This window comes from Paraburkholderia caffeinilytica, from assembly GCF_003368325.1.
Lineage (GTDB): Bacteria > Pseudomonadota > Gammaproteobacteria > Burkholderiales > Burkholderiaceae > Paraburkholderia > Paraburkholderia caffeinilytica.
Genome location: NZ_CP031467.1, coordinates 3266808 through 3292450, shown reverse-complemented (window position 1 = coordinate 3292450; position 25643 = coordinate 3266808). Strand labels below are relative to the sequence as shown.

The following is a 25643-nucleotide window of genomic DNA, read 5'->3' as shown; positions in this document are numbered from 1 at the left end:
AGAAGTAGTTTCTGGTGATGCTCACCAGAGGGAGTTGTGTTGTTCGAGGCACAACATCGATCTCTCAACCGTGTGTGGTCTGCATAAGACCCTGCGCGTGGCGCAGGGTGGGGCATCCATAAGTGCTGAAGCACTAACGGCTGCCGACACACACCTGTTATAGGATCAAGCCTTACGGGCAATTAGTATCAGTTAGCTTAACGCATTACTGCGCTTCCACACCTGACCTATCAACGTCCTGGTCTTGAACGACCCTTCAAGGGGCTCGAAGCCCCGGGGATATCTCATCTTAAGGCGAGTTTCCCGCTTAGATGCTTTCAGCGGTTATCTCTTCCGAACATAGCTACCCGGCGATGCCACTGGCGTGACAACCGGTACACCAGAGGTTCGTCCACTCCGGTCCTCTCGTACTAGGAGCAGCCCCCTTCAAATATCCAGCGCCCACGGCAGATAGGGACCAAACTGTCTCACGACGTTTTAAACCCAGCTCACGTACCTCTTTAAATGGCGAACAGCCATACCCTTGGGACCGGCTACAGCCCCAGGATGAGATGAGCCGACATCGAGGTGCCAAACACCGCCGTCGATATGAACTCTTGGGCGGTATCAGCCTGTTATCCCCAGAGTACCTTTTATCCGTTGAGCGATGGCCCTTCCATACAGAACCACCGGATCACTATGACCTGCTTTCGCACCTGCTCGACTTGTCGGTCTCGCAGTTAAGCACGCTTATGCCATTGCACTATCAGCACGATTTCCGACCGTACCTAGCGTACCTTCGTACTCCTCCGTTACACTTTGGGAGGAGACCGCCCCAGTCAAACTGCCTACCATGCACTGTCCCCGACCCGGATCACGGGCCAAGGTTAGAACCTCAAACAAACCAGGGTGGTATTTCAAGGACGGCTCCACGCAGACTGGCGTCCACGCTTCATAGCCTCCCACCTATCCTACACAGATCGGTTCAAAGTCCAATGCAAAGCTACAGTAAAGGTTCATGGGGTCTTTCCGTCTAGCCGCGGGGAGATTGCATCATCACAAACACTTCAACTTCGCTGAGTCTCGGGAGGAGACAGTGTGGCCATCGTTACGCCATTCGTGCAGGTCGGAACTTACCCGACAAGGAATTTCGCTACCTTAGGACCGTTATAGTTACGGCCGCCGTTTACCGGGACTTCAATCAAGAGCTTGCACCCCATCATTTAATCTTCCGGCACCGGGCAGGCGTCACACCCTATACGTCCACTTTCGTGTTTGCAGAGTGCTGTGTTTTTATTAAACAGTCGCAGCCACCAGTTTATTGCAACCCCTTCACCCTCCTGGCGCAGGCCAGTCAGGCTACAGGGGCGTACCTTATCCCGAAGTTACGGTACCAATTTGCCGAGTTCCTTCTCCCGAGTTCTCTCAAGCGCCTTAGAATACTCATCTCGCCCACCTGTGTCGGTTTGCGGTACGGTCCTGTTAAACTGAAGCTTAGAGGCTTTTCTTGGAACCACTTCCGATTGCTTCGTCGCCTAAGCGACTGGCCTCGCACCCTTGAATTCCGCGCCCGGATTTGCCTGAGCGCCTTCTCCAATGCAAGGACCGGGACTTCCAACACCCGGACAACCTTCCGCGATCCGTCCCCCCATCGCATTTAACAATGGTGCAGGAATATTAACCTGCTTCCCATCAGCTACGCATTTCTGCCTCGCCTTAGGGGCCGACTCACCCTACGCCGATGAACGTTGCGTAGGAAACCTTGGGCTTACGGCGAGGGGGCCTTTCACCCCCTTTATCGCTACTCATGTCAGCATTCGCACTTCCGATACCTCCAGCACACTTTCCAGTGCACCTTCGCAGGCTTACGGAACGCTCTCCTACCATGCACATTACTGTGCATCCGCAGCTTCGGTATATGGCTTAGCCCCGTTACATCTTCCGCGCAGGACGACTCGATCAGTGAGCTATTACGCTTTCTTTAAAGGATGGCTGCTTCTAAGCCAACCTCCTGACTGTTTTAGCCTTCCCACTTCGTTTCCCACTTAGCCATATTTGGGGACCTTAGCTGGCGGTCTGGGTTGTTTCCCTCTTGACACCGGACGTTAGCACCCGATGTCTGTCTCCCGTGATTGCACTCTTCGGTATTCGGAGTTTGCTATGGCGTAGTAATCCGCAATGGACCCCACAACCATGACAGTGCTCTACCCCCGAAGGTGATACACGAGGCACTACCTAAATAGTTTTCGGAGAGAACCAGCTATTTCCAGGTTTGTTTAGCCTTTCACCCCTATCCACAGCTCATCCCCTAACTTTTCAACGTTAGTGGGTTCGGACCTCCAGTACGTGTTACCGCACCTTCATCCTGGCCATGGATAGATCACCTGGTTTCGGGTCTACACCCAGCGACTGAACGCCCTGTTCGGACTCGCTTTCGCTACGCCTGCCCTAATCGGTTAAGCTTGCCACTGAATGTAAGTCGCTGACCCATTATACAAAAGGTACGCCGTCACCCCTTGCGAGGCTCCGACTGTTTGTATGCATGCGGTTTCAGGATCTGTTTCACTCCCCTCCCGGGGTTCTTTTCGCCTTTCCCTCACGGTACTGGTTCACTATCGGTCGATCACGAGTATTTAGCCTTGGAGGATGGTCCCCCCATCTTCAGACAGGATTTCACGTGTCCCGCCCTACTTGTCGTACACCCAGTTCTTTCATAATGTTTTCGCCTACAGGGCTATCACCTGCTATGGCCGCACTTTCCAGAGCGTTCGGCTAACACTACAAATAAAGAGTACAGGCTGGTCCCATTTCGCTCGCCACTACTCTGGGAATCTCGGTTGATTTCTTTTCCTGCGGTTACTTAGATGTTTCAGTTCACCGCGTTCGCTTCACGTAGCCTATGTATTCAGCTACGGATGACCCATACGGGCCGGGTTTCCCCATTCGGATATCGGTGGATCAAAGCTCGTTTGCCAGCTCCCCACCGCTTTTCGCAGGCTACCGCGTCCTTCATCGCCTGTGATCGCCAAGGCATCCACCACATGCACTTGTTCGCTTGACCCTATAACGGGTGTGTCTCTGCATCATTCTCTGGGAATGATGCGTTCGCCACCACCGCTACAGGTTGAGTATTCGTGTTGCGCCGTATTCCAAAGCAATCTTTCGATCACCTTTTCATACATTGATACAATCACAACCCTGATTCACCTACTCGAATACCCATCTCTAAGTATCCTTTCGTGAATCTCTTTACTACTTCTTCCTGATTGTTAAAGAACGACAGCCGATATCGCAGTTGCTATAACCGCGTATCACTCTGACTGGCTCAATCGCCAATGCAAAACCCTCTGCTTTTTTACTTCAGCAGAACGCTGCGCATTGAAGATTGGTGGAGGATGACGGGATCGAACCGACGACCCCCTGCTTGCAAAGCAGGTGCTCTCCCAGCTGAGCTAATCCCCCAGTCATGCACAGACCATCATCACACTTCGGGGTTCATCGACCAGCGCAGCCATCGCAGACAAGACAATGGTGGGTCTGGATGGATTCGAACCATCGACCCCCGCCTTATCAAGACGGTGCTCTAACCGACTGAGCTACAGACCCCTCAGTCTGTCTGACTTACTGTCTGATTTCACAGCCGATAAGCGTGAGCGCTCAACGCATTGACACGTTAGCTCGAGAAAGGAGGTGATCCAGCCGCACCTTCCGATACGGCTACCTTGTTACGACTTCACCCCAGTCATGAATCCTACCGTGGTGACCGTCCTCCTTGCGGTTAGACTAGCCACTTCTGGTAAAACCCACTCCCATGGTGTGACGGGCGGTGTGTACAAGACCCGGGAACGTATTCACCGCGGCATGCTGATCCGCGATTACTAGCGATTCCAGCTTCACGCACCCGAGTTGCAGAGTGCGATCCGGACTACGATCGGTTTTCTGGGATTGGCTCCACCTCGCGGCTTGGCGACCCTCTGTTCCGACCATTGTATGACGTGTGAAGCCCTACCCATAAGGGCCATGAGGACTTGACGTCATCCCCACCTTCCTCCGGTTTGTCACCGGCAGTCTCCCTAGAGTGCTCTTGCGTAGCAACTAGGGACAAGGGTTGCGCTCGTTGCGGGACTTAACCCAACATCTCACGACACGAGCTGACGACAGCCATGCAGCACCTGTGTTATGGCTCCCTTTCGGGCACTCCCACCTCTCAGCAGGATTCCATACATGTCAAGGGTAGGTAAGGTTTTTCGCGTTGCATCGAATTAATCCACATCATCCACCGCTTGTGCGGGTCCCCGTCAATTCCTTTGAGTTTTAATCTTGCGACCGTACTCCCCAGGCGGTCAACTTCACGCGTTAGCTACGTTACCAAGCCAATGAAGGCCCGACAACTAGTTGACATCGTTTAGGGCGTGGACTACCAGGGTATCTAATCCTGTTTGCTCCCCACGCTTTCGTGCATGAGCGTCAGTATTGGCCCAGGGGGCTGCCTTCGCCATCGGTATTCCTCCACATCTCTACGCATTTCACTGCTACACGTGGAATTCTACCCCCCTCTGCCATACTCTAGCCCGCCAGTCACAAATGCAGTTCCCAGGTTAAGCCCGGGGATTTCACATCTGTCTTAGCGGACCGCCTGCGCACGCTTTACGCCCAGTAATTCCGATTAACGCTTGCACCCTACGTATTACCGCGGCTGCTGGCACGTAGTTAGCCGGTGCTTATTCTTCCGGTACCGTCATCCCCCCACCATATTAGGGCGGAGGTTTTCTTTCCGGACAAAAGTGCTTTACAACCCGAAGGCCTTCTTCACACACGCGGCATTGCTGGATCAGGGTTGCCCCCATTGTCCAAAATTCCCCACTGCTGCCTCCCGTAGGAGTCTGGGCCGTGTCTCAGTCCCAGTGTGGCTGGTCGTCCTCTCAGACCAGCTACAGATCGTCGCCTTGGTAGGCCTTTACCCCACCAACTAGCTAATCTGCCATCGGCCGCCCCTGTAGCGGGAGGTCCTAAGATCCCCCCCTTTCCTCCGTAGAGCGTATGCGGTATTAATCCGGCTTTCGCCGGGCTATCCCCCACTACAGGACACGTTCCGATGTATTACTCACCCGTTCGCCACTCGCCACCAGACCGAAGTCCGTGCTGCCGTTCGACTTGCATGTGTAAGGCATGCCGCCAGCGTTCAATCTGAGCCAGGATCAAACTCTTCAGTTCAAACCTGTTACTGTTTTTCGGTCTCTTCCGAGACCGGTCGCTCACTCAACGTACTGACGAATGATTAATCTGTCTCTCGACAGAAAAACCTTCCTTTCATTACTGTGTGAGACTTGATACTTTCGCTTTGCGCCAGACCCCGAAGGGCCCGGCTCGCGTCGCGCATCAAGCGCCCACACTTATCGGCTGTTAGTTTTTAAAGATCAATTACGCATCCACCACCAAAACCGCACCGGGTCGCATCCTTCACCTCCCGGCACCGCTTCGTTCTGCGTCGCTGCATCAGCAGCAGAGAAACGAGATTATGGAGAACTTTCACTACGCCGTCAACAGGTTTTTCCAACTTCCCCAACCCGTTCACTTCGCGCAAAGCCTTGCCACTGCTGGCTCTCCCGCTTCCCGTGCCCCGCTGTCCGGAGCACGAAAGAGCGAGATTCTAGCGAGCCGCACGGCCCCTTGCAAGCGTTATCTGAAATTTATTTCAGGGCGCTTTTTTAACGCGCCGCGAGTCATCGACAACCGGCGCTTCCACGTCGTGCGTCAGATCGTGTGCAGCCGGAGCGCCGATCGTCCAGTCGTGCAGCACGGTATAGGCAACCGCCAGCAACGTTGGGCCGATGAAAACACCAAGGAAGCCGAACGCAAACGCACCGCCCAGAATACCCAGCATCACCAGGATCAGCGGCATGTCACTACTCTTGCCGATCAGGATCGGCTTGATGACATTGTCGGACATGCCGACAACCAACACGCCCCACACCACCAGAAAGATTGCCCAACCCGTTGCGCCGCCGTGATACAGCCAGATCGCCGCAGGCAGCCAGACGACAACCGGGCCGCCCGGTATAACTGACAGGAAGAACGTCGCCAGCCCAAGCAGCGCCGGCGCCGGGACGCCGGCAATCCAGCAACCAAAGCCAGCAAGAATGCCTTGCACAAGCGCCGTGCCGAGAATTCCGTAGACGACGCCCTTCACCGTGCTGCCCGCCAGCGTCAGCAAGTAATCCGCGCGGTCGCCGGCGATGCGCCGCATGCCCGCCCTCAGCCAGGCCGCCGCACCCTCCCCTCCCGTATAAAAGAAAAACGCGAGCACAATACTGAGCGCCAACAATCCCAGACCGTGCGTAACGGCTATCGCAGCCGCAAGAATCCACTTGCCGGCAGGCGCCGCAAGCGCACGCATTTGCGCAATCAGTTCAGAGTTGCTACTCGTTACATTCGCCCAAAACGTCTCGATGTTCGAGCCAATCAACGGGATTCGTCCCACCCAAGGCGGCAAATCCGGCAAGCCAGCCTCGAAGAGCCTCTGCACCAACGCGACGATATCGTGAACGTGCGCACCGAAAGCAAAACCCGCGTAGACGAACGGGCCAAGCACCACGACCAGAATGATGAGCACAATCAACGTTGCGGCCAGCTTCCGCCGGTCCCCGACTGCCGCAGTAAGCCGCCGGTACAAGCCCCATGAGCTATAACTGAGGATGGCGCCCCACAATAGCGCGGTCGTAAAAGGCGCAAGCACCAGCAGGGAGCCGCCCACCAATATGATCAACGCGAACACCGCGGCGAGCCGTTCAATCAGTTGGTCCGATTTCACTATGAATCTCCTGTTGCGCCAGACCGCAGCGGCAAATAGACAAACGCATGCGGGGTGCCGACTGAAGACAGTCAGTATAGAAGCGAGCCACGCCCGTGGGCATGTCTTATATCACCCGGCCAAGACGCCACGCAACGTATGTGGCGGCGCTCGCAACGGGCTTATTTTTAATGCGGAAACGTCCCAATCCAACCGGCATAGTCAACCAAATAATATGGCGGCATAGAAAAGACTAGAATATAAGGTTCTGTGCCTCCCAATTTCCGGATTTATGCGCTCGCGAATCGCCAAACGTCTCCCCCCCGATGCCGACAAGCTTGTCGGTCTCTCGCTCGCGCTTTTCGCGTCGGGCAGCCGCACCGAAGACCGCTTCTGGGAAGCGAAGCTCGATGTGCTGCTGGCCAAGATCGTCCGTAACGCCAACCAGACTACGCTGGACGCCGCGCTCGATCATCTGCAGCAGAATCATCCCGATGCTTACGGCGCACTCGCCGACATGGCGGAAACGCACAGCGAGTCGTTCATCGTCGACCATGAAGGTACGCCTTATGAAGCGCTGCTGATCGCCGCGCCCGTGCTGGCCTGGACTCGGTACATGATTCCTTCCGGCCCGCTCAAGACGGACGCAGCCGACGCGCTGCGCGCCCACCTGCAAGCGCACGTGCTCGCGGCCAACACGCGTGTCGCCATGGCGCCGTTCCTGTACAGCATCGACCAGCTGCCGCGTCACCACGTCGAGACCTGGCGTATCGCCCAGCAACTCGCTCAGGCAGCGATGGCGGGTGGCAACGTCAAACTCAATTTTGGCGAGCTACCGGAAACTTCACCCATCCTGGCCGACCCGCGCTTTCTGCTGGCTGTAGTCGCAGCGCCGGTGGGCGAGCCGGCGTTCCGCTGGCAAGAAGAAGAAAACGGTAGCCGGATCGAGCGTGGTCAATGCCTCGAACAATGGGCAACGCAAGGCGGCGCCAATCTGTCGCTGGTGCTACCCGGATGCGAGTTCGAGTGTCTGCTGCCGGATGCCTATTATTCAGCCTGCCGCGACGCCGACGAACAGGTGCGCCCTCACACGGTACGTACCGCCGTACGCTATCTGTTCGACACGATCGGCGCGGCGCCACAGGAATTGCGCGCGGTTGTCGCCGGCTTCGGCGAGCGCCGTATCGACGAATACCGCGTCGGCTTCACGCGCCGGGGCAGCAATGACGTGATCTACGGCGTCGTGTGGCCACTCTACGGCCGTGAGAACGGCGAACCCGGCATCGACGAAGAACCGCAAGAAACCGCTGCGTCAGACGACCCGCTCGAAGAAATCGTCGCGTTGCTCAAGGAAACCGGCGTGACGGACGTGCGCCGCCACGCGGGCCGCTTCGAGCCGGAATATTGCGATGACTGCGGTGTCCCGCTCTATGCGGATCCGCTCGGCGAAATCGTCCACGCCGAAATGCCGGAAGACGCGGAGCCTGCGCAACCGCATTTCCATTGACCCACCGGCGCTGGCCTCATGGCGCCGCCGTCAACACCAGGAAGCCCCGCCGCGCGCGGGGTTTTTTTATGTCATTCCTCCTATGCCTTTTGGACAGGCCGTCAAAACGAAGGGAATTTGTCATCATAGGGCCGGTGGCGCATCATAATGCGCCCGGCACCCTCGCCGGCCCGCACGCATCGCGCCACCTCGCCCGATTCATCTGGAGACATGGCATGCGATTCTCAATACTCAACTCAGACGCGGAACGACGCGATGGACTCAAAGCACTGCTGCGGCAAATCGACCGTCTGGCGCGCTTTAACGAAGCACAGGATTGGCGTCAGGTTGAGCGTACGCTCAAGCGCCTGCGGCCCGACCTGCTCGTGATCGATTGGCAGGACTGGATGTCCGTTGACGACACCCGTCATCTGCTCAGCCACTACCCGGACCTGCGCATTGCGGTGCTGACCGACGAGGTCTCTCCAACCGCCGTGCGGAACCTCATGGACGAAGGTGTGCTCGGCGTGGTTCCGCGCGAAACCGACCCGTGCCTGATCGTGCGCGCTTTTGAGATGGTTCTGCTGGGCGGTCACTATGTGCCGCCGGGCGCGTTGGCGCTCGATCCTCCGCTACCGCCGGATGCCGCCATCCGGCCGTTCGATGAAAAGAACCCACCACCGCGCCGGGCCAAACTTTCCAACGGTCTGTCGCCACGCCAAGAGCAGATCATGCGCTGCGTCCATATGGGCAGCACCAACAAGATGATCGCGCGCACGCTCGGCATCAGTGAAGGCACCGTCAAGATCCATCTGACCAGCATATTTCAGCAACTCGGCGCGCCTAATCGTGCCGCTGCGGTCGCGCTCTACAACGGCTGGTTGTCGGCTCATTTGCAAGTACTGCGCAACGATGGCGACGGTCAGGTTCGTCCGGCAATGGGGCAAGCCGGCGTGGTGCCGTTGCGGCGCCGCACACTGCGCCGCTTCCAGTACCCGTTGCCGGCGAACGACACGGCCGACCCGCTGCCAATGGCGGCCGAACCCAGCACGCCTTACGGCGACGCGCCCGCCGGGCCGGCAGCGGAACAGGTGACTCAAGGTTCGGCATAGCATCGGCCGGCGCGCTGCCAGAATCGGAACGCCCACGTTCTGGCAGCGTTCGCGCCGGCTGGCATGGAATCCGCTCACACCTTTTCTCGTCCAACGAGTAATATGAGATACATGGGTTTCCTCTACACACCGCTTCCGTTCTGGGTCGCTGTCGGTGGCTGGGTCGCCACTGCGATAGTGGTCGCGCTCGCGCTGTGGAAAAATCCTTTCAAACGACTTCAGGACGGCACACTCCAGCACGTCTGGCTCGCGATCATCGTCGCGGTGTCCGTGCTGTGGGCAAGCAACGCGTGGCTCGACGACGGTACTGTCATGCATCTGCTCGGCGCCACGCTGGTCGTCACATTATTCGATTGGGCGCTGGCGCTGATGGCCATGGCGATCGTCACCGGTCTGGCCGCTGTCGTCTTCGACGCCCCCTGGCAGGGCATCGCGCTGACCTTCCTCGTGTTCGGTGCGCTGCCTGTCGGTATCTCGACCTTGATCCAGCGCGCCAGCATTGCCTGGCTGCCGCGCAACCTCTTCATGTTTATCTTTGGCCAGGGTTTTGTCTCACCCGCCATTGCCGTGTCGCTCACGGCGGCTACGGCGCTCGGCGTTCACATCACGCTCGCAGACGGTTCCATGACCGTCGTGCCGGTCGGCTACGCCTTCAGCGTGCTTCTGCTCGCCACCGGGGAAGCCTGGTTCACGGGCATGTCGACGGCATTGATCGCGGTCTACCGCCCGGCGTGGGTTACCACCTATGATGTGCGTCGATATCGACTGGGCGGGCCACGCACCTGACACGGGCGCGGCACCGAGCACGTATCGACGGCAATCCGCCATCCCGGCACATAAAGCGCCTGAGTCCTTGCACCACGACAGGACAAAATATTTGTGTCAGGATTGAACTCATCCCTCTCGCCGGGCATCTTACGTGCCTCATGTCTCATTAGCGTCTAACGAACTAGATGGATCGCACCAACGTACCGCGCCGATTGCTGCGGTTGGTCGGCCGGTTAGCAACATTTGCAGCGAGTCTCTCGCTCATTTGCGTTGCTCCCGCGTACGCCGATCAACTCGAACAGCACAACGATCTCGTCAACAAATTTGTCAATGACATGCATGCAGACCCGCTAGTCGCGGACTGCGCTGCTCATGGCAATTTTGTTGCAAGCACATCGACTGCCTTCGACCATGTCGAATTTCCACCCAGCTCATTTGATAGCGCGCATGCGTCGGTCACGCCCTGGAACGATTCGTTCGACGAGGGCAAGCAACGCGTCAAGGTGGACAACATCGTTACCGTCGAGGGCCTCGGTATCCGTCCGAGCGGCGGTGGAGAGCCAGCCGATCTCAAGTTCCGCTGCGGCTACGTAGGCGCCCAGATGCTGGCGTTCAGCTGGAACGATCCGGTGCCGCCGGCCCGTGCGCACAGCGCCGGGTCTACGGGATCGCGAGCGTCCTCGGGCAAGCATAAGAGTGTTAAGGGCAAGCACTCCGCCAGCGGAAAAACTACGAAGAAAGCGACCGGCAATTCCTCAAAGGCAAGCTCGGGTCAATCTTCGCGAGCGACCTCCAGCAAGTCGTCGAGCAAATCGACCGCGAAGAAGTCGTCGTCGAAAAAGACTCAATAACGGGCAAGGCCCAAGGCCGCGTCAACCGGCCCGCCCCACGGCCCAGCCCGCACTAAAAAAAACGGGGCACACACTTCCACAGTGTGTGCCCCGTTTTTTCATGCAGCGTACGGTTAGGCGAACGTCTCCACGTGTCGCAAAATTGCCTGTAGCATGGCCGCGCCCAGCGACGCGCTACGTTCACCGTTCCAACCTACCCGCTCGTCCGGCAGATTGGCGTTGTCCTTGAACGGCATCTCCAGCGTCAACGACAGACAGCCGAATTCGTTGCCGATGTACTTCGAAGCCAGCTTGAGCGCGTCCTCACGATACTTGCTCGCGGCGTAGCCGTACGTGTCCTGGAAATCCGGACTCGCATGCTTGAACGCTTCGATGAACGCCTTCTGCTCCTCTGCCTGCCGCTCGGTAAAACCCGGCAGCATTTCGGAGCCGGCCACGAACACGTATGGCAGCGCCTCATCGCCGTGGATATCGAAAAAGAGGTCGCAACCGGTCGCGTGAATCGCATCACGCACCACCAGCACCTCGGGACTGCGCACGGCGTCCGGCTCCATCCATTCGCGGTTCAGGTTCGCACCCGTCGCGTTGGTGCGCAGATTGCCGTGCACGCTGCCGTCCGGATTCATGTTCGGCACGATGTGGAACACCGCGTGATCGTAAAGCTTGCGCGCCACCGGGTCGCCCGCCCAATCGCCCCAACCCACGAGACGCTTGACGAGACCTTCGATAAACCATTCAGCCATCGTCTCACCAGGATGCTGACGCGCGATCAGCCAGATCTTCTTCTTGGGCGCGTCGCCGGTTTGCGGTGTGCCAAGCGTCAACAGCGACATCGGCCGGCCTTCGACGGTCTTGCCCAACTCCGTGAGCGTGGCCTGCGGCATCTGCTGGATCGCACCGAGAAACTCCGAGTGACGTTCCTCGCTATACGGCTCGAAATAAGCGTAGTAAATGCGGTCGAAATCCGGCGTGTGGTCGATCGTCAACACGCGACCGTCGTAGGAAGTCGGCACGCGGAACCAGTTCACACGGTCATAGCTTGCCACTGCCTGGTAGTCGCGCCAGCCTTCGGCGAAAGCGCACGCCGCAGCATTTTCGAAGGTCATCACGCAGCGCTCGCCGGCCGCGCCGGACAAACGGAAGTAAAACCACTGCGCGAATTCGGCGTGACTGTCCGGTCGCACGCGCAAACGGATGTTGCCGGCGTCTTCGCAGGCCAGCACTTCGATCGCGCCCGCGTCGAAGTTGCTCGTAATCGATAGCGTCATGATGTTCTTCCCTGCTTGTGTGCGCGGCAATCGCTTAGTCAGCGATGCGGCGGCGGAATACGTAGGTGGAATCGTTCGAGGCTTCGGCGTCGAACGCGTAGCCTTCGGCGTTGAAGCCCTTCAGTTGCTCGGGCTTGTCGAGACGGTTTTCGACCGCGTAGCGCGCCATCAGGCCGCGTGCGCGCTTTGCGTGGAAGCTGATGATCTTGTAGCGCCCGCCCTTCCAGTCTTCGAACACCGGCGTGACGATCGGCGCTTCGAGCACCTTGGGCTTGACCGACTTGAAGTACTCACCCGACGCGCAGTTGACCAGCACGCGCGAGGCGGCAGCGCGCTTCTTCAATTGCGCGTTCAAGGCCTGCGTGATCCGCTCGCCCCAGAACGCGTACAGATCCTTGCCGCGCGTGTTGGCAAAGCGCGTGCCCATTTCGAGGCGGTACGGTTGCAGCAGATCGAGCGGGCGCAGCAATCCGTACAGGCCTGAAAGCACGCGCACGTGATTCTGCGCGTAATCCAGATCGGCCGACGACAACGTTCTCGCATCGAAGCCTTCGTACACATCTCCGTTGAACGCGAGCACAGCCTGCTTGGCGTTGTGCGTGCCGAAGCTGGGCGACCATTCCGCGTAACGCTGGAAATTGAGGTGCGCGAGCTGATCGGAAATGCTCATCAACGAGCCGATCTGCTGCGGCGACAAAAGGCGCAATCCGCCGATCAATTCGGCCGCATCGTCGACGAAATCGGGGATTGTGTGCTTTTTGACATGCGGAGGGGTTTCGTAGTCGAGCGATTTCGCCGGCGACAGAACGATTATCATAGAGGCTTGCAGGCACGCCGTGCCTGGCGGTCAAAGACGAAAGCCAGATTGTAACGAATGCCCGGTTCCCATGCCTCACACGGCGCTTTGCGCGTCGTCCTCGATTCCAATGTGTGGATCGATATTCTCGTGTTCGACGATCCGCACACGCGGCCGATCCGCGCCGCGCTCGAAAGTGGCGCGCTGGCCGCGCTGATCGACGCGCGCTGCCTCGCCGAACTCACCTACGTGCTCGACTATCCGCAATTCGTCCATCGCAATGTGGACAAGGCGGCGGCGCTTGCCGTCGTTGCCCGCCTTGCGCAGCTGGTCGAGCCCGCCGCACCCGCGGAAGATGCCAGGCCGCTGCCCAAGTGCAAAGACCGCGACGATCAGAAGTTCCTCGAACTCGCGCACGCCGCACAGGCCGACTGGCTGGTGTCGAAAGACCGCGCGGTGTTGAAGCTTGCCAGGCGGATTGCGCGTGACTTCGGTTTTCAGATTGCACAGCCGGCGCCGTTCGTCATCGCCTGTATGACCGCGGTAGACGAACCCGCGCCCGTATGACCCCTGGCCAGATGGCCAATGCCGGGCCGGCCGCGCGCACACAGCGCCGCGATTCCCTACAATCAGGCTTCGTCCTTTTCGAACGACGTCTTTCGCCAACTCACTCGACCACGCTCCGGACAGCGCCATGAATGCACCGCACGACACGCCCATGAGTCCCTCGTTTCCGTCTCGCCTGCCGGACGTCGGCACGACGATTTTCACTGTGATGAGCGCGCTCGCCACCGAGAAAGGCGCGGTGAACCTCGGCCAGGGCTTTCCCGACTTCGGTTGCGACCCCCGTATCGTCGACGCGGTCGCGAACGCCATGCGCGACGGCCACAATCAATACCCGCCGATGGCCGGCGCCGCGCCGCTGCGTCAGGCGATTTCGGACAAGATCGCCAACCTGTACGGCCGCCGCTACGACGCCACGAGCGAGATCACCGTGACGGCGGGCGCCACGCAGGCACTGCTGACAGCGATTCTCTGCACCGTGCATCCGGGCGACGAAGTGATCGTGGTCGAGCCGACCTACGACAGCTACCTGCCGTCGATCGAACTGGCCGGCGGCAAGCCGGTATTCGTCACGCTCGACGCGCCCGACTACACGATTCCGTTCGACAGGCTCGCCGCCGCGATCACGCCGAAAACGCGACTCCTGCTGATCAATACGCCGCACAATCCGACCGGTACGGTCTGGCGCGCGGAAGACATGCGCAAGCTCGAAGAAATCGTCCGTGGCACCAACGTGCTGATTCTGTCCGACGAAGTCTATGAACACATGGTGTATGACGGCGCGCCGCACGAAAGCGTCGCGCGCTATCCGGAACTGGCGCAGCGCAGTTTCGTGGTGTCGAGCTTCGGCAAGACCTACCACGTTACCGGCTGGAAGATCGGCTACGTGGCCGCGCCCGCCGCGCTCACGGCTGAATTCCGCAAGGTGCACCAGTTCAACGTGTTCACGGTCAACACGCCGATGCAAGTCGGCCTCGCCGAATACATGAAGGATCCTGCACCGTATCTGGATCTCCCCACGTTTTATCAGAAGAAACGCGATTTCTTCCGCGCCGGTCTCGCGAATTCACGCTTCAGGCTGCTGCCTTGCACGGGCACCTACTTTCAGTGCGTCGATTATTCGGCGATCAGCGATTTGCCCGAAGCCGAATTTGCGCAGTGGCTGACCGGCGAGATCGGCGTCGCGGCAATCCCGGTGTCGGCGTTCTATCACGAGGCGCATGAATCAGGCGTGGTGCGCTTCTGCTTTGCCAAGCAGGAGGCCACCCTCGCCACCGCGCTCGACCGGCTGGCGCGGCTCTAGGATGCCCCGCGCGATGGTGCGAACGAACCCACGTTCCTCGCCATCGCGCGCAGCGGTCCACGCATGCATTGCACGCCCGCTTTCATGCCACGCTCAACACCGCCGGCACCGCCGCACGTCAGGCCGGGCGCGAGGCCGCGATATACGCCTTGCGATCGTCAGTTACACGTTGCGCGGCCGGCCGGACGTTGATCGCCTTCACATAGCTTTTCCAGTCCACGCCGGCGTCGAGCAGAAAATCGCGGCCGTAGATGGTCTGCGTCGCCATGCCCACCAGCGGCAAGCTCACAAAACCCGCGGCGTCGGCGACACTAAAACGCTCGCCGCGCAAATACGGCCCGAACTTCGCGATCCGCTTGAAACCGGCAATGTGGTGCGCGAGCAGCTTCTCGACGCGGCCCTTGGTCGCGTCGGTCACGGTGCCACCGAAGAATGCTTCCTTGTAAAGATTGCGCGCGGTCAGTTCGAGATGCACATCCACGAACGTAATCAACTCGCGCTCCTTGGCCGCTTCCCACGGGTCAGCGGAGAAAATCGCCTTGTCGGGAAAACGCGCGGCCAGATACTCGACGATGCATTGCGACTCGCACAGATCACCGTGTTCGGTCTGGATATAGGGCACCTTGCCGAGCGGAGAATGCTCGAGCACCGCCTCTTCCTGGCTCGGCAGCACCAACATTTCCTCAAACGGAATGCCGTGTTCGAGCAGCACGAACTTGACCTTGTTGTAATAGTTCGAGAGCGCGAAACCGCACAGCTTGATCATCGGGTGTCTCCTTCCTTCGGGTTATTTGAGGCCGCACGTCAAAATCAAAGCGGCGGCCTTCGATCAATCATCCAGTAAATTGCACGATCGTGCTATTCTAAAACAACCATGGAGTCGAGCAACACAATGACCTCTCGCAATTTCAGCATCGAGACTATCGGCATTGTCGGAACCGGTGCAATGGGCCGCGGCATCGCCCAGATTGCCGCGCTGGCGGGCCTCACCGTGCGTCTTTACGACACGAATCCCGCTGCGATCGGCGCCGCGCGCGACTACCTTGCCGAGACTTTCGCCAAATTGACCGCCAAAGGCAAGCTCGACCAGGCCCGCTCGCTAGCCGCGCTGGCGAATGTGAGCGGCGCGCAGGTCGTCGGCGATCTGGCCGATTGCGATCTGGTCGTCGAGGCGATCGTCGAAAAGCTCGATGTGAAGCAAGCGCTCTTTCGCGAACTCGAAACGGTGGTGAGCGGGCGCTGCGTGCTGGCGTCGAACACGTCGTCGTTGTCGATTACCGCGATTGCGGCGGGCTGCACGAATCCATCGCGGGTCGCCGGTTTTCACTTCTTCAATCCGGTTCCCCTGATGAAGGTCGTCGAAGTGATCGACGGTCTGCGCAGCGATCCCGCCGCCGGCGACGCGCTGATGGAACTCGCGCGCCGCATGGGCCACACGCCGGTGCGCGCGAAAGACATGCCCGGCTTCATCGTCAATCATGCCGGCCGCGGCATGAATACAGAGGGCTTGCGCGTGGCGGGCGAAGGCGTTGCGAGCTTCGCCGACATCGACCGCATCATGCGCGAGCAGGCCGGCTTTCGCCTCGGGCCGTTCGAACTGCTCGATCTGACCGCGCTCGACGTATCGCATCCGGTGATGGAATCGATCTATCACCAGTTCTATGAAGAACCGCGCTTCACGCCCTCGCCGATCACCGGCACGCGGCTCGCGGGCGGATTGATCGGCCGCAAGACGGGCGAGGGCTTCTACCGCTATGACGACGGCAAGCAGCAAGTGCCGGCAGAAGCGCCCGCGCCGACTGAGCTGCCCAACAGCGTGTGGGTCAGCAAGCGCTATCCGCAGGCGCATGAAGCCGTCGTGCAACTCATCGCCAAGGCCGGCGTAAAGCTCGACGAAGGCGCCACGCCCGCAGCCGACTCGCTGATCGTCGTGACACCGTTCGGTCATGACGCGACCACTGCCGCCGTCGACGAAGCACTCGACGCAACTCGCGTTGTCGCTATCGATACCCTATTCCCACTGGCCGCTGCGCAGCGCCGCACGCTGATGACGACACCTGCCACCAGTCGCGCCGCGTGCGAAACGGCGCACGCACTATTTGCCGCGGACGGCGTTCCCGTTACCGTGATTCGCGACTCGACGGGCTTCGTCGCGCAACGCGTGGTGGCCACCATCGTCAACATCGGCTGCGACATCGCACAAAAACAGATCGCGACGCCTGACGATATCGACCTCGCTGTCACGCTAGGCCTCGGCTACCCGCGCGGACCGCTCGCACTCGGCGATGCGCTCGGCGCGAAAACGGTCCTCACCATCTTGCGCAATATCTTCAGCGTGCTCGGCGATCCGCGCTATCGCCCGTCGCCCTGGCTTGCACGGCGCGCGCAACTTGGCCTGTCGCTCGCGCAACGCGACGCCGCCGACACTGAAACGGAGACGCAACAATGAGCGCCGAACTGCTGACCTCACGCCCGACCGAAAGCGAGTCGACGCTGGTCCTCACGCTGTCGAACCCCGGCGCACGCAATGCGCTGCATCCGGACATGTATGCCGCGGGCATCGAAGCGCTCGAATCCGTGGAGCGCGATCCGTCGATCCGCGCCGTCGTGATTACCGGCGCGGACAATTTCTTTTGTGCCGGGGGCAATCTGAACCGCCTGCTGGAAAACCGCGCGAAAGATCCGTCGGTGCAGGCGGAGAGCATCGATCTGCTCGGCGAATGGATTTCGGCGCTGCGTTTATCTTCGAAGCCGATAATCGCCGCCGTGGATGGCGCCGCTGCCGGCGCGGGATTTTCACTAGCACTTGCATGCGATCTGATCGTTGCCGCGGAAGACGCCAAGTTCGTGATGTCGTATGCGCGCGTCGGTCTCACACCCGACGGCGGCGGTTCGTGGTTTCTCGCCCAGGCCTTGCCACGGCAACTGGCGACCGAAGTGCTGATCGAAGGCAAACCGATCGGCGCCGCGCGCCTGCACGATCTCGGCGTCGTCAACAAACTCGCGAAGACCGGCGCCGTGCGCGACACGGCTGTCGCCTGGGCCGACGAGCTCGGCAAGATTTCGCCGAATTCTGTCGCGCGCATCAAGGGGCTTATCGGCGCAGCCGGCGCACAGCCGCTCGCGGAACATCTGGTCGCCGAACGCGACAGCTTTGTCGCCTCACTACATCATCGTGACGGGCTCGAAGGGATTTCCGCGTTCCTCGAAAAGCGCGCTCCGGTCTACAAGTGAACCTCAGTGAACGAAGGGACGATGCCTGAATATCAACTCCCCAAGCGCCGCCGCATCTTCCTGATGCGTCATGGCGACGTCACCTACTTCGACGACAGCGGCCGTGCGATCGACCCAGAGACCGTGCCGCTGAACGCGAACGGCCGCGAACAGGCAAGCGCGGCGGGCCGCGTGTTCGCCGGGCAGCAGGTACGGTTCGATCGGGTCATCGTGAGTGGCTTGCCGCGCACGGTCGAAACCGCACAGCGCGTATTGGCCGAAACCGGTCAGCAGATCGAGCTCGACATCGAGCCGGCATGGCAGGAAATTCGCGGCGGCAAGCTCAGCAACATTCCGCAGCAAGATATCGAAGCGGCATTTCTCGGCGTGTTCGACGGCATCGTGCCGGAAAACACACGCTTTCTCGACGGCGAAACCATCGGCGCATTGTTTAACCGCGTGTTGCCCGCGGTGACGGCGTTGCGCGAGGACACGTCGTGGGACACCGTGCTGCTGGTGCTCCACGGCGGCGTGAATCGCGCGATTCTCTCGCACGCGCTCACCGCCGGCGGGCGCACTTTCTTCGGCCATCTGGCGCAGGCCACCGGCTGCATCAACGCGCTCGACGTCGGCGCTGAGCCGCGCGACTGGGTGCTGCGCGCGATCAACTATTCACCGCCGTCGCCGCTCCATCGCGACGTTCGCAATACCACGATGGAAATGCTCTACGCACAATTCATTCAATACAAGCGTAGCTGAACCCGAACTGGAGGAGACATATGGTGCAAGCCACACAGACCGGCGAACCAGAACACAAGCCGGATTATTCGGCCTTCGAGGGCACGCGTCCGGTCAACGAGCGGCAACGCTTCGACGGTGACGCGCTCGCTGCGTGGCTAACCCAGCATGTCGACGGATTTGCAGGGCCGCTTACGTTGGAGCAATTCGCCGGCGGCCAGTCAAATCCCACCTTCAAACTCGTCACACCGTCGCGCTCGTACGTGATGCGCGCCAAGCCCGGGCCGGCCGCGAAGCTACTGCCCTCGGCGCACGCCGTCGAGCGCGAATACCGCGTGATGCATGCGCTCGCCGACACCGACGTGCCGGTCGCGAACATGCTCGCCTTGTGCGAAGACGAAAGTGTGATCGGCCGGGCGTTCTATGTGATGGAGTTCGTCGAAGGCCGCGTGCTGTGGGACCAGTCTCTACCCGGCATGACACCTGCGGAGCGCGCGACGATTTACGACGAAATGAATCGCGTGATCGCCGCACTGCATAGCGTCGACGTCGCAGCAGTCGGTCTTGCGGACTACGGTAAGCCAGGCAACTACTTCGCACGCCAGATCGGCCGCTGGAGCAAGCAGTACGTCGCGTCCGAAACCGAACCGATCGACGCGATGCAGCGCCTGATCGAATGGTTGCCGCAACATATGCCAGCGGAAACAAGCGAGCGCGCGTCGGTCGTGCATGGCGACTACCGGCTCGACAATCTGATCTTCCATCCTGACGAGCCGCGCGTACTTGCCGTTCTCGACTGGGAGTTGTCGACACTTGGCGACCCGCTCGCCGACTTCGCCTATCACTGCATGGCGTGGCACGTCGACCCGGCGCAATTCCGCGGCATCGCCGGTCTCGACTGGGCGGCCCTCGGCATTCCCGACGAAACGCAGTACGTCGAGCGCTATTGCAAGCGCACCGGCTTCGAGATCCATGGCGACTGGAATTTCTATCTCGCGTACAACATGTTCCGCATCGCCGCGATCCTGCAAGGGATCATGAAACGCGTGGTCGACGGCACGGCGGCCAGCGCTCAGGCGCTCGATGCCGGCCGTCGTGCGAAGCCGATGGCCGAACTCGCCTGGCGCTACGCACAGAAGGTGCGTTAAGCGAATCGAGGCACTGAGAGTTGGACTCCCGAACAAACGTCATTCGTCATCCGCGAGGTCATACATGAATTTCGATTACACCCCGAAAGTGCAGGCGCTGCGCGAAAAATTGCTCGCCTTCTTCGACGAGCACATCTATCCGAACGAGCAGGTGTTCTATGCGGAGATCGCGCGCAATCGTCAGAACGGCAACGCATGGCTGCCAACCGAACTGATCGAACAACTGAAACAGAAAGCGCGCGAGGCCGGTTTGTGGAATCTGTTCCTGCCTGAATCGGTACGCGGGGCCGGTCTCACGAATCTTGAATACGCGCCGCTGTGCGAAATCATGGGCCGCGTACCCTGGGCGCCGGAAGTGTTCAACTGCAGTGCGCCCGACACCGGCAACATGGAAACGATCGAGCGCTACGGCAGCGACGACAACAAGCGCGAATGGCTCGAACCACTGCTGCAAGGACACATCCGCTCGGCGTTTCTGATGACCGAGCCGGAAGTGGCGTCGTCGGACGCGACCAATATCCAGACGAGCATCGTGCGCGATGGCGACGCCTACGTGATCAACGGCCACAAGTGGTGGTCGTCCGGTGCTGGGGATCCGCGCTGCAAGGTCTACATCGTGATGGGCAAGACCGACTCCGAGGCGCCGCGCCATGCGCAACAGTCGATGATTCTGGTCCCCGCCGACGCGACTGGTATCACCGTGCACCGCCCTCTCACCGTATTCGGCTACGACGACGCGCCGCACGGCCACATGGAAATCACGCTCGAAAACGTGCGCGTGCCGGCGACCAACATGCTGCTCGGCGAAGGACGCGGCTTCGAAATCGCTCAAGGTCGCCTCGGACCGGGACGCATCCACCATTGCATGCGTTTGATCGGTCTCGCCGAGCGCGCGCTCGAACTCATGGCAAAACGTTCCATGCAACGTGTCGCTTTCGGCAAGCCGGTTTCCGCGCAAGGCGTCACGCAGGAACGCATGGCCGAAGCGCGTTGCATGATCGAACAGGCGCGTCTGCTGACGCTGAAAACCGCGTACATGATGGACACGGTCGGCAACAAGGGCGCGCGTGGCGAGATCGCCATGATCAAGGTGGTTGCGCCGAATATGGCATGTCAGGTGATCGACTGGGCGATCCAGGCGCACGGCGGCGGCGGTGTCAGCGACGATTTTCCGCTGGCGTATGCCTATGCATCCGCACGGACGTTGCGTTTCGCCGATGGCCCCGACGAAGTGCACCGCAATGCGATCGCAAAACTTGAACTGGCGCGCTACATGGACGCCGGTGCCGCAGCTCGCGTGGAAACGCCAATTACGCGCGTTTGAAGTCGGGGCTGAGGCGGTAGCCGGCAGCGCGGCCTCAGATCGCGCGGATCCACGGCCAGCAGCATCGTTCGATCTGTGCTCTAATTTTCGTCAACTGCGGCGCCCTTTGTGGCGCCGCTTTCATGAAATGAAGGAGCCAGAATGATCGACGTCTATAGCTGGGCCACCCCGAACGGCCACAAGGCTCATATCATGCTCGAGGAAACGGGCCTCGCGTACGCGGCGCACGGCGTCAATATCGGCGCCGGCGACCAGTTCAAACCCGAATTCCTCGCCATTAGCCCGAATAACAAGATTCCGGCGATCGTCGATTCCGAAGGTCCTAAAGGCGCCGACGGCAAGCCGTTCGCGCTGTTCGAATCGGGTGCGATTTTGATTTATCTCGCGGAAAAAACCGGCAAGTTCCTGCCGACCGATCCGGCCGCACGCTACGCCGCTCTGCAGTGGCTGATGTTCCAGATGGGCGGACTCGGCCCGATGCTCGGGCAAACGCATCATTTCCGTATCTACGCGCCGGAACCAATCGAATACGCGATCAATCGCTATACGAACGAAGCGCGGCGCCTTTATGGCGTGATGGATACGCAGCTCGGCAAAACACGGTACCTGGCTGGCAACGACTACACGATCGCCGACATCGCCGCATTTCCGTGGACACGCTCCTGGCAGAATCAGGGCATCGAACTGGACACGTTTCCGCATGTGAAGCGGTGGCACGAAGAAATCGCCGCGCGCCCGGCCGTGATACGCGGCGTCGACGTGCTGGCGTCGGCCCGCAAGCCGCTCATGGACGACAAGGCTAAAGAGATGCTGTTCGGCGCGACGCAATACGCGAAGCGGTAGTCGTGCTGCCGTTCCGTTGCATCGACGGTCGTTCGCATTGACAACGACCGCCGCATTGCCAGCCCTGGAGGCATCGACATAAAAAAGCGCGAAACGGCGTCACCGCCACTCGCGCTTTTTTGCCAACCAGTTGGCTATGAACGGTTAGAAATAGTGCCGTGTGATGAACTCCGCGACACAGACCGGCCGCTCACTGCCTTGCCGCTCCAGCGTCACACGCCACTCAACCTGCACACCGGCGTTGTCGATGTCGGCGACGGATCCCACCGCAAACCGGGCACGCAACTGCGAACCGACCAGCACCGGCGACGTGAACCGCACACGATTCAGTCCGTAATTGACGCCCATGCGCTGCTTAAGCGCGACCGTCTTGCCGAGCAGCGCCGGAATCAACGAGAGCGTCATGAACCCGTGCGCGACCGGACCACCGAACGGCGACTCACGCTTTGCCCGCTCGGGGTCGACGTGAATCCACTGGTGATCGCCGGTGGCTTCAGCGAAACGATCGACGCTCGCCTGATCGACCGTCAGCCAGTCGCTCACGAGCGGCTCGGCGCCAATCAGCGCACGCAACGCCGCTGCATCGCCAAACGTTACTGCAGGCACCACGTTGCTACCCGTCATGATGCGGTTCCCGGATTGCGCAGGCCGAACAGCCCCTTCGAGCGCACAGTGATCACGGTTTCGCCGTGCTGGTTGATGCCTTCCCACTGCGTTGAAACGATGCCGCGATCCGGCTTGCTCTGCGAAACGCGCTTGTCGAGCACGGCGTTCGTCATCGTGATCGTGTCGCCCACGCGCACCGGCTTCAACCAGCGGATCTCGTCCACACCGGGTGAGCCCATCGACGTGGAATCCGAAATCACGTTGCGCACCAGCATGCCCATCATGACCGAACAGGTGTGCCAGCCGCTTGCGACCAGTCCGCGAAACGGCGACGCTTCGCCCGCCGTCTCGTCCACGTGAAATGGCTGCGGATCGAACTTCTCCGCGAACTCGACGATCTCTTCACGCGTGAAAGTATGCTTGCCGACTTCCGTCGTCGTGCCGACTACCATGTCCTCGAAACTCAGACCCATCGTCACACCTCTTTCTTATCCGATTCGACCGGCTGATCAGGCTTCGGCAGTGACAAAACCGGGCAACGCGGCGAACCGCGCGAGATGGTGATCGACATCGCCCAATGTGGTTTCGATGATAGCCAGACGTTTGAACAGATGCGCCGCGGCGACTTCGTTCGTGACGCCCATGCCGCCGTGCAACTGCACCGCCTGCTGACCGACGAAACGGGCGGCCTGGCCGACTCGCACCTTCGCTGCTGAGACGGCACGTCGACGTTCGTCGGCGTCTTCGCAGGTGTAACGCACCGCCGCCAGGTAAGTGATCGAACGCGCCTGCTCGGCGTGAATCAGCATCTCTACCATGCGATGCTGTAGCGCCTGGAAACGCGCGATCGGCTGTCCGAACTGCTGGCGCGTTTTGGTGTACTCGACCGTTGCGTGGTTCAGTGCGTCGAGTGCGCCAACCGCCTCTGCACACAGCAATACCGTGCCGTAGTCCGCGATATGCTCGAGCGCCGCGGCGCCGGCGTGTTTGCCGGCAAGCCGGCGTGCAGGCGTGCTATCGAATGCGAGAGTCGCGGCGCGCTGGCCGTCGATTGTGCGGTAGTCGGTGACTTTGACGCCGGCCGCATCGCCGGCGACGACAAAGAGCGCGATCTCACCATTCAGCCGGGCCGGCACGATCCAGTAATCGGCTTGTGCGCCATGCAGCACAACCGATTTCGTGCCGGTCAACGTGTGCTGATCGCCCTGACTGTTCGCAACTGTCTCGACCTCGAACAGATCGTAGCGCGCGTGCGGTTCGTGAAAGGCGACCGCGAGCCTGATTTCGCCCTGGGCCGCGCGTTCGAGCAGCGACGCGTCTTCGCCTTGTCCGGTGCCCGCCAATCGCAGCGCCTCGACACTCACAGCGGTTGCCCAATATGGCTCGACCACCAAAGCACGTCCGAGCTCCTGCATGACCACCAGCATGTCGATCGGGCTGCCGTTGAAACCACCCTGCGCTTCCGGCACCGGCAAGGCAGTCAGGCCTAGTTCGGTAAAAGCGGTCCAGTGCGCATCCGACACGCCGGTCTCGGATTGCACGATCGCCTGGCGCGCTTCGAACCCGTAGCTCTTGTCCAGATAGCGGCGCAGCGCGTCAGCAAATTGCTGTTGTTCGTCGTTGAAAGTGAAGTCCATGCGCCGCTCCTCAAAGTCCCAGAATCATCTGCGCGATGATGTTCTTTTGAATTTCGTTCGAGCCGCCGTAAATCGACGTCTTGCGGAAGTTGAAGTAGTACGCGGCCAGCGGCGCGGCGTCATCGTCACCGGCGAGGCTATGCTCGCGTTCGCCTTCGAGGAATGGCACGTCGAACGGTGCGGCGAGCGGTCCGATTGCCTCGAACATCAGTTCGGTCAGCGCTTGCTGCACTTCCGTGCCCTTGATCTTGAGCATCGAGGCTTCCGGTCCCGGCCCCCGTCCACCCGCTTCATTGGCGACCACGCGTTGCACGGTGACTTCGAGCGCCATCAGTTCGATTTCGAGGCTCGCGACTTTCGCGGCGAACACAGGATCTTGCAGCAACGGTTTGCCGTTTTTCTTCTGCTCCAGCGCGAGGCGCTTCAGGAATACGAGCTCACGTTTCGATTGCCCGACGCGCGCAATACCGGTGCGTTCGTGCCCGAGCAGATACTTCGCATAGGTCCAGCCACGATTCTCTTCGCCGACCAGATTTTCGACCGGCACCTTCACGTCCTCGAAAAACACTTCGTTGACTTCATGGTCTTCGTCGAGCGTGATGATGGGACGCACGGTGATGCCCGGCGTTTTCATATCGATCAGCAGGAACGAAATGCCTTCCTGCTTTTTCGCGCCGCTATCTGTGCGCACGAGGCAGAACATCATGTCGGCGTACTGGCCGAGCGTGGTCCAGGTTTTCTGGCCGTTGACCACATAGTGATCGCCAACGCGCTCAGCACGCGTGCGCAGCGAAGCCAGGTCGGAACCGGAGCCCGGTTCGGAATAGCCCTGACACCACCAGTCCGTGCCGTCGAGAATGCGCGGCAGATAGTGGCGCTTCTGCGCCTCGTTGCCATACTTCATCAGCACGGGCGCCACCATCGAGACGCCGAACGGCAACACCGACGGCGCACCGATACGCGCACACTCCTCGTCCCAGATATGCCGTTGGGTCGCGTCCCAACCTGGGCCACCGTATTCCTTCGGCCAGGCGACGACAGACCAGCCGCGCGTGCCGAGCAGCTTGTGCCAGCTTGCGAAGTCTTCGCGGTTCAGACGCTTGTGGTTGAGTACTTTGTCGCTCAGTTCGCGAGGCAGATTCGCTTCGAGCCAAGCGCGGATGTCGGCGCGAAACGCGTCGTCAGCGGAGGAATAGTCCAGATTCATGCGTCGTGTC

General features: G+C 60.2%; 20 protein-coding genes, 2 tRNA genes and 2 rRNA genes. 12 read left to right on the top strand and 12 right to left on the bottom strand.

The features are described 5' to 3' along the window. Positions 1-161: 161 nt before the first annotated feature. The 5 genes from DSC91_RS31035 to DSC91_RS31015 form a co-directional block, all read right to left on the bottom strand. Positions 162-3040: ribosomal RNA gene (locus DSC91_RS31035) — 23S ribosomal RNA — on the bottom strand. 325 nt (positions 3041-3365) lie between these two features. After that, positions 3366-3441, bottom strand: a tRNA-Ala gene (locus tag DSC91_RS31030). A 67-nt stretch (positions 3442-3508) separates the two neighbouring features. Beyond that, positions 3509-3585: transfer RNA gene (locus DSC91_RS31025), tRNA-Ile, on the bottom strand. A gap of 77 nt (positions 3586-3662) precedes the next feature. Next, positions 3663-5193 (bottom strand): 16S ribosomal RNA (locus DSC91_RS31020). The 16S and 23S rRNA genes sit together here with 2 tRNA genes alongside, the layout of an rRNA operon. A 481-nt stretch (positions 5194-5674) precedes the next feature. Next, positions 5675-6790, bottom strand: a complete 1116-nt coding sequence (locus DSC91_RS31015) for an AI-2E family transporter (protein ID WP_175171927.1) — start codon at positions 6788-6790, stop codon at positions 5675-5677. Positions 6791-7061: 271 nt separating this feature from the next. Between DSC91_RS31015 and DSC91_RS31010 the strand changes: the two genes are divergently transcribed. The 4 genes from DSC91_RS31010 to DSC91_RS30995 all read left to right on the top strand — a co-directional run bounded on the left by DSC91_RS31010 (position 7062) and on the right by DSC91_RS30995 (position 10986). After that, entirely contained in the window at positions 7062-8276 is a 1215-nt protein-coding gene (locus DSC91_RS31010; protein WP_115782348.1) for a DUF2863 family protein, read from the top strand. Positions 8277-8491: 215 nt separating this feature from the next. Continuing rightward, positions 8492-9367 carry a LuxR C-terminal-related transcriptional regulator gene (locus tag DSC91_RS31005; protein ID WP_115782347.1) on the top strand — a complete coding sequence of 292 codons (876 nt, stop codon included), beginning with the start codon at positions 8492-8494 and terminating at the stop codon, positions 9365-9367. A 111-nt stretch (positions 9368-9478) separates the two neighbouring features. Next, positions 9479-10153: an energy-coupling factor ABC transporter permease gene (locus tag DSC91_RS31000; protein ID WP_115782346.1), complete on the top strand. Its 675-nt coding sequence runs from the start codon at positions 9479-9481 to the stop codon at positions 10151-10153. A 167-nt stretch (positions 10154-10320) separates the two neighbouring features. Beyond that, complete coding sequence (locus tag DSC91_RS30995; protein ID WP_115782345.1) at positions 10321-10986, top strand: BspC domain-containing protein; 666 nt, start codon at positions 10321-10323, stop codon at positions 10984-10986. A gap of 113 nt (positions 10987-11099) precedes the next feature. On the opposite strand, the gene DSC91_RS30990 is transcribed toward DSC91_RS30995, so the two are convergent. Both DSC91_RS30990 and yaaA read right to left on the bottom strand, forming a co-directional pair. Next, entirely contained in the window at positions 11100-12254 is a 1155-nt protein-coding gene (locus DSC91_RS30990) for a M14 family metallopeptidase (RefSeq protein ID WP_115782344.1), read from the bottom strand. Positions 12255-12288: 34 nt separating this feature from the next. Continuing rightward, a complete protein-coding gene (gene yaaA, locus DSC91_RS30985; RefSeq protein WP_115782343.1) occupies positions 12289-13071 on the bottom strand; it encodes a peroxide stress protein YaaA in 783 nt (260 codons plus the stop codon). 57 nt (positions 13072-13128) lie between these two features. Between yaaA and DSC91_RS30980 the strand changes: the two genes are divergently transcribed. Continuing rightward, positions 13129-13617 carry a putative toxin-antitoxin system toxin component, PIN family gene (locus tag DSC91_RS30980; RefSeq protein WP_115782342.1) on the top strand — a complete coding sequence of 163 codons (489 nt, stop codon included), beginning with the start codon at positions 13129-13131 and terminating at the stop codon, positions 13615-13617. A 127-nt stretch (positions 13618-13744) separates the two neighbouring features. Continuing rightward, positions 13745-14917 carry a pyridoxal phosphate-dependent aminotransferase gene (locus DSC91_RS30975; protein WP_115782341.1) on the top strand — a complete coding sequence of 391 codons (1173 nt, stop codon included), beginning with the start codon at positions 13745-13747 and terminating at the stop codon, positions 14915-14917. Positions 14918-15035: 118 nt separating this feature from the next. On the opposite strand, the gene DSC91_RS30970 is transcribed toward DSC91_RS30975, so the two are convergent. Next, on the bottom strand, positions 15036-15683 hold the full coding sequence (locus DSC91_RS30970) for a glutathione S-transferase family protein (RefSeq protein ID WP_115782340.1): 648 nt from the start codon (positions 15681-15683) through the stop codon (positions 15036-15038). Positions 15684-15809: 126 nt separating this feature from the next. On the opposite strand from DSC91_RS30970, the gene DSC91_RS30965 reads away from it, so the two are divergent. The 6 genes from DSC91_RS30965 to DSC91_RS30940 all read left to right on the top strand — a co-directional run bounded on the left by DSC91_RS30965 (position 15810) and on the right by DSC91_RS30940 (position 22183). Continuing rightward, the gene (locus DSC91_RS30965; protein ID WP_115782339.1) at positions 15810-17366 is read left to right on the top strand and encodes a 3-hydroxyacyl-CoA dehydrogenase; all 1557 of its coding nucleotides are present in this window, start codon (positions 15810-15812) and stop codon (positions 17364-17366) included. Then, positions 17363-18151: an oxepin-CoA hydrolase, alternative type gene (locus DSC91_RS30960; protein ID WP_115782338.1), complete on the top strand. Its 789-nt coding sequence runs from the start codon at positions 17363-17365 to the stop codon at positions 18149-18151. The genes DSC91_RS30965 and DSC91_RS30960 overlap by 4 nt, the downstream gene beginning before the upstream one ends. A gap of 21 nt (positions 18152-18172) precedes the next feature. Beyond that, complete coding sequence (locus DSC91_RS30955; RefSeq protein ID WP_115782337.1) at positions 18173-18889, top strand: histidine phosphatase family protein; 717 nt, start codon at positions 18173-18175, stop codon at positions 18887-18889. Between the two features lie 20 nt (positions 18890-18909). Beyond that, the gene (locus tag DSC91_RS30950) at positions 18910-20016 is read left to right on the top strand and encodes a phosphotransferase (RefSeq protein WP_115782336.1); all 1107 of its coding nucleotides are present in this window, start codon (positions 18910-18912) and stop codon (positions 20014-20016) included. Positions 20017-20080: 64 nt separating this feature from the next. Next, the gene (locus DSC91_RS30945; RefSeq protein ID WP_115782335.1) at positions 20081-21340 is read left to right on the top strand and encodes an acyl-CoA dehydrogenase family protein; all 1260 of its coding nucleotides are present in this window, start codon (positions 20081-20083) and stop codon (positions 21338-21340) included. A 141-nt stretch (positions 21341-21481) separates the two neighbouring features. Then, positions 21482-22183, top strand: a complete 702-nt coding sequence (locus tag DSC91_RS30940) for a glutathione binding-like protein (protein ID WP_115782334.1) — start codon at positions 21482-21484, stop codon at positions 22181-22183. 144 nt (positions 22184-22327) lie between these two features. Here DSC91_RS30940 and DSC91_RS30935 read toward each other — a convergent pair whose 3' ends face one another. The 4 genes from DSC91_RS30935 to DSC91_RS30920 are packed head-to-tail and all read right to left on the bottom strand — an operon-like array spanning position 22328 to position 25633. Next, on the bottom strand, positions 22328-22807 hold the full coding sequence (locus DSC91_RS30935) for a MaoC family dehydratase (protein ID WP_115782333.1): 480 nt from the start codon (positions 22805-22807) through the stop codon (positions 22328-22330). Continuing rightward, positions 22804-23262, bottom strand: coding sequence for a MaoC family dehydratase (locus DSC91_RS30930; RefSeq protein WP_115782332.1), 459 nt, complete (start codon positions 23260-23262; stop codon positions 22804-22806). Before DSC91_RS30930 ends, DSC91_RS30935 begins: the two co-directional genes overlap by 4 nt. A gap of 36 nt (positions 23263-23298) precedes the next feature. Beyond that, a complete protein-coding gene (locus tag DSC91_RS30925) occupies positions 23299-24426 on the bottom strand; it encodes an acyl-CoA dehydrogenase family protein (protein WP_115782331.1) in 1128 nt (375 codons plus the stop codon). Positions 24427-24436: 10 nt separating this feature from the next. Then, positions 24437-25633 (bottom strand): acyl-CoA dehydrogenase family protein, encoded by a 1197-nt coding sequence (locus DSC91_RS30920; protein WP_115782330.1) that lies wholly within the window; start codon positions 25631-25633, stop codon positions 24437-24439. Between the last annotated feature and the right edge of the window lie 10 nt (positions 25634-25643).

What these genes read in the sequence shown, in the direction of transcription:
- DSC91_RS30955 (WP_115782337.1), top strand. Translation starts at nt 18,173, where the DNA reads ATGCCTGAATATCAACTCCCCAAGCGCCGCCGCATCTTCCTGATGCGT.
- DSC91_RS30995 (WP_115782345.1), top strand. Translation starts at nt 10,321, where the DNA reads ATGGATCGCACCAACGTACCGCGCCGATTGCTGCGGTTGGTCGGCCGG.
- DSC91_RS30980 (WP_115782342.1), top strand. Translation starts at nt 13,129, where the DNA reads ATGCCCGGTTCCCATGCCTCACACGGCGCTTTGCGCGTCGTCCTCGAT.
- DSC91_RS30950 (WP_115782336.1), top strand. Translation starts at nt 18,910, where the DNA reads ATGGTGCAAGCCACACAGACCGGCGAACCAGAACACAAGCCGGATTAT.
- yaaA (WP_115782343.1), bottom strand. Translation starts at nt 13,071, where the DNA reads ATGATAATCGTTCTGTCGCCGGCGAAATCGCTCGACTACGAAACCCCT.
- DSC91_RS30930 (WP_115782332.1), bottom strand. Translation starts at nt 23,262, where the DNA reads ATGGGTCTGAGTTTCGAGGACATGGTAGTCGGCACGACGACGGAAGTC.
- DSC91_RS31010 (WP_115782348.1), top strand. Translation starts at nt 7,062, where the DNA reads ATGCGCTCGCGAATCGCCAAACGTCTCCCCCCCGATGCCGACAAGCTT.
- DSC91_RS30925 (WP_115782331.1), bottom strand. Translation starts at nt 24,426, where the DNA reads ATGGACTTCACTTTCAACGACGAACAACAGCAATTTGCTGACGCGCTG.
- DSC91_RS30960 (WP_115782338.1), top strand. Translation starts at nt 17,363, where the DNA reads ATGAGCGCCGAACTGCTGACCTCACGCCCGACCGAAAGCGAGTCGACG.
- DSC91_RS30945 (WP_115782335.1), top strand. Translation starts at nt 20,081, where the DNA reads ATGAATTTCGATTACACCCCGAAAGTGCAGGCGCTGCGCGAAAAATTG.
- DSC91_RS31000 (WP_115782346.1), top strand. Translation starts at nt 9,479, where the DNA reads ATGGGTTTCCTCTACACACCGCTTCCGTTCTGGGTCGCTGTCGGTGGC.
- DSC91_RS30920 (WP_115782330.1), bottom strand. Translation starts at nt 25,633, where the DNA reads ATGAATCTGGACTATTCCTCCGCTGACGACGCGTTTCGCGCCGACATC.
- DSC91_RS31005 (WP_115782347.1), top strand. Translation starts at nt 8,492, where the DNA reads ATGCGATTCTCAATACTCAACTCAGACGCGGAACGACGCGATGGACTC.
- DSC91_RS30965 (WP_115782339.1), top strand. Translation starts at nt 15,810, where the DNA reads ATGACCTCTCGCAATTTCAGCATCGAGACTATCGGCATTGTCGGAACC.
- DSC91_RS30935 (WP_115782333.1), bottom strand. Translation starts at nt 22,807, where the DNA reads ATGACGGGTAGCAACGTGGTGCCTGCAGTAACGTTTGGCGATGCAGCG.
- DSC91_RS30990 (WP_115782344.1), bottom strand. Translation starts at nt 12,254, where the DNA reads ATGACGCTATCGATTACGAGCAACTTCGACGCGGGCGCGATCGAAGTG.
- DSC91_RS30970 (WP_115782340.1), bottom strand. Translation starts at nt 15,683, where the DNA reads ATGATCAAGCTGTGCGGTTTCGCGCTCTCGAACTATTACAACAAGGTC.
- DSC91_RS30975 (WP_115782341.1), top strand. Translation starts at nt 13,745, where the DNA reads ATGAATGCACCGCACGACACGCCCATGAGTCCCTCGTTTCCGTCTCGC.
- DSC91_RS30940 (WP_115782334.1), top strand. Translation starts at nt 21,482, where the DNA reads ATGATCGACGTCTATAGCTGGGCCACCCCGAACGGCCACAAGGCTCAT.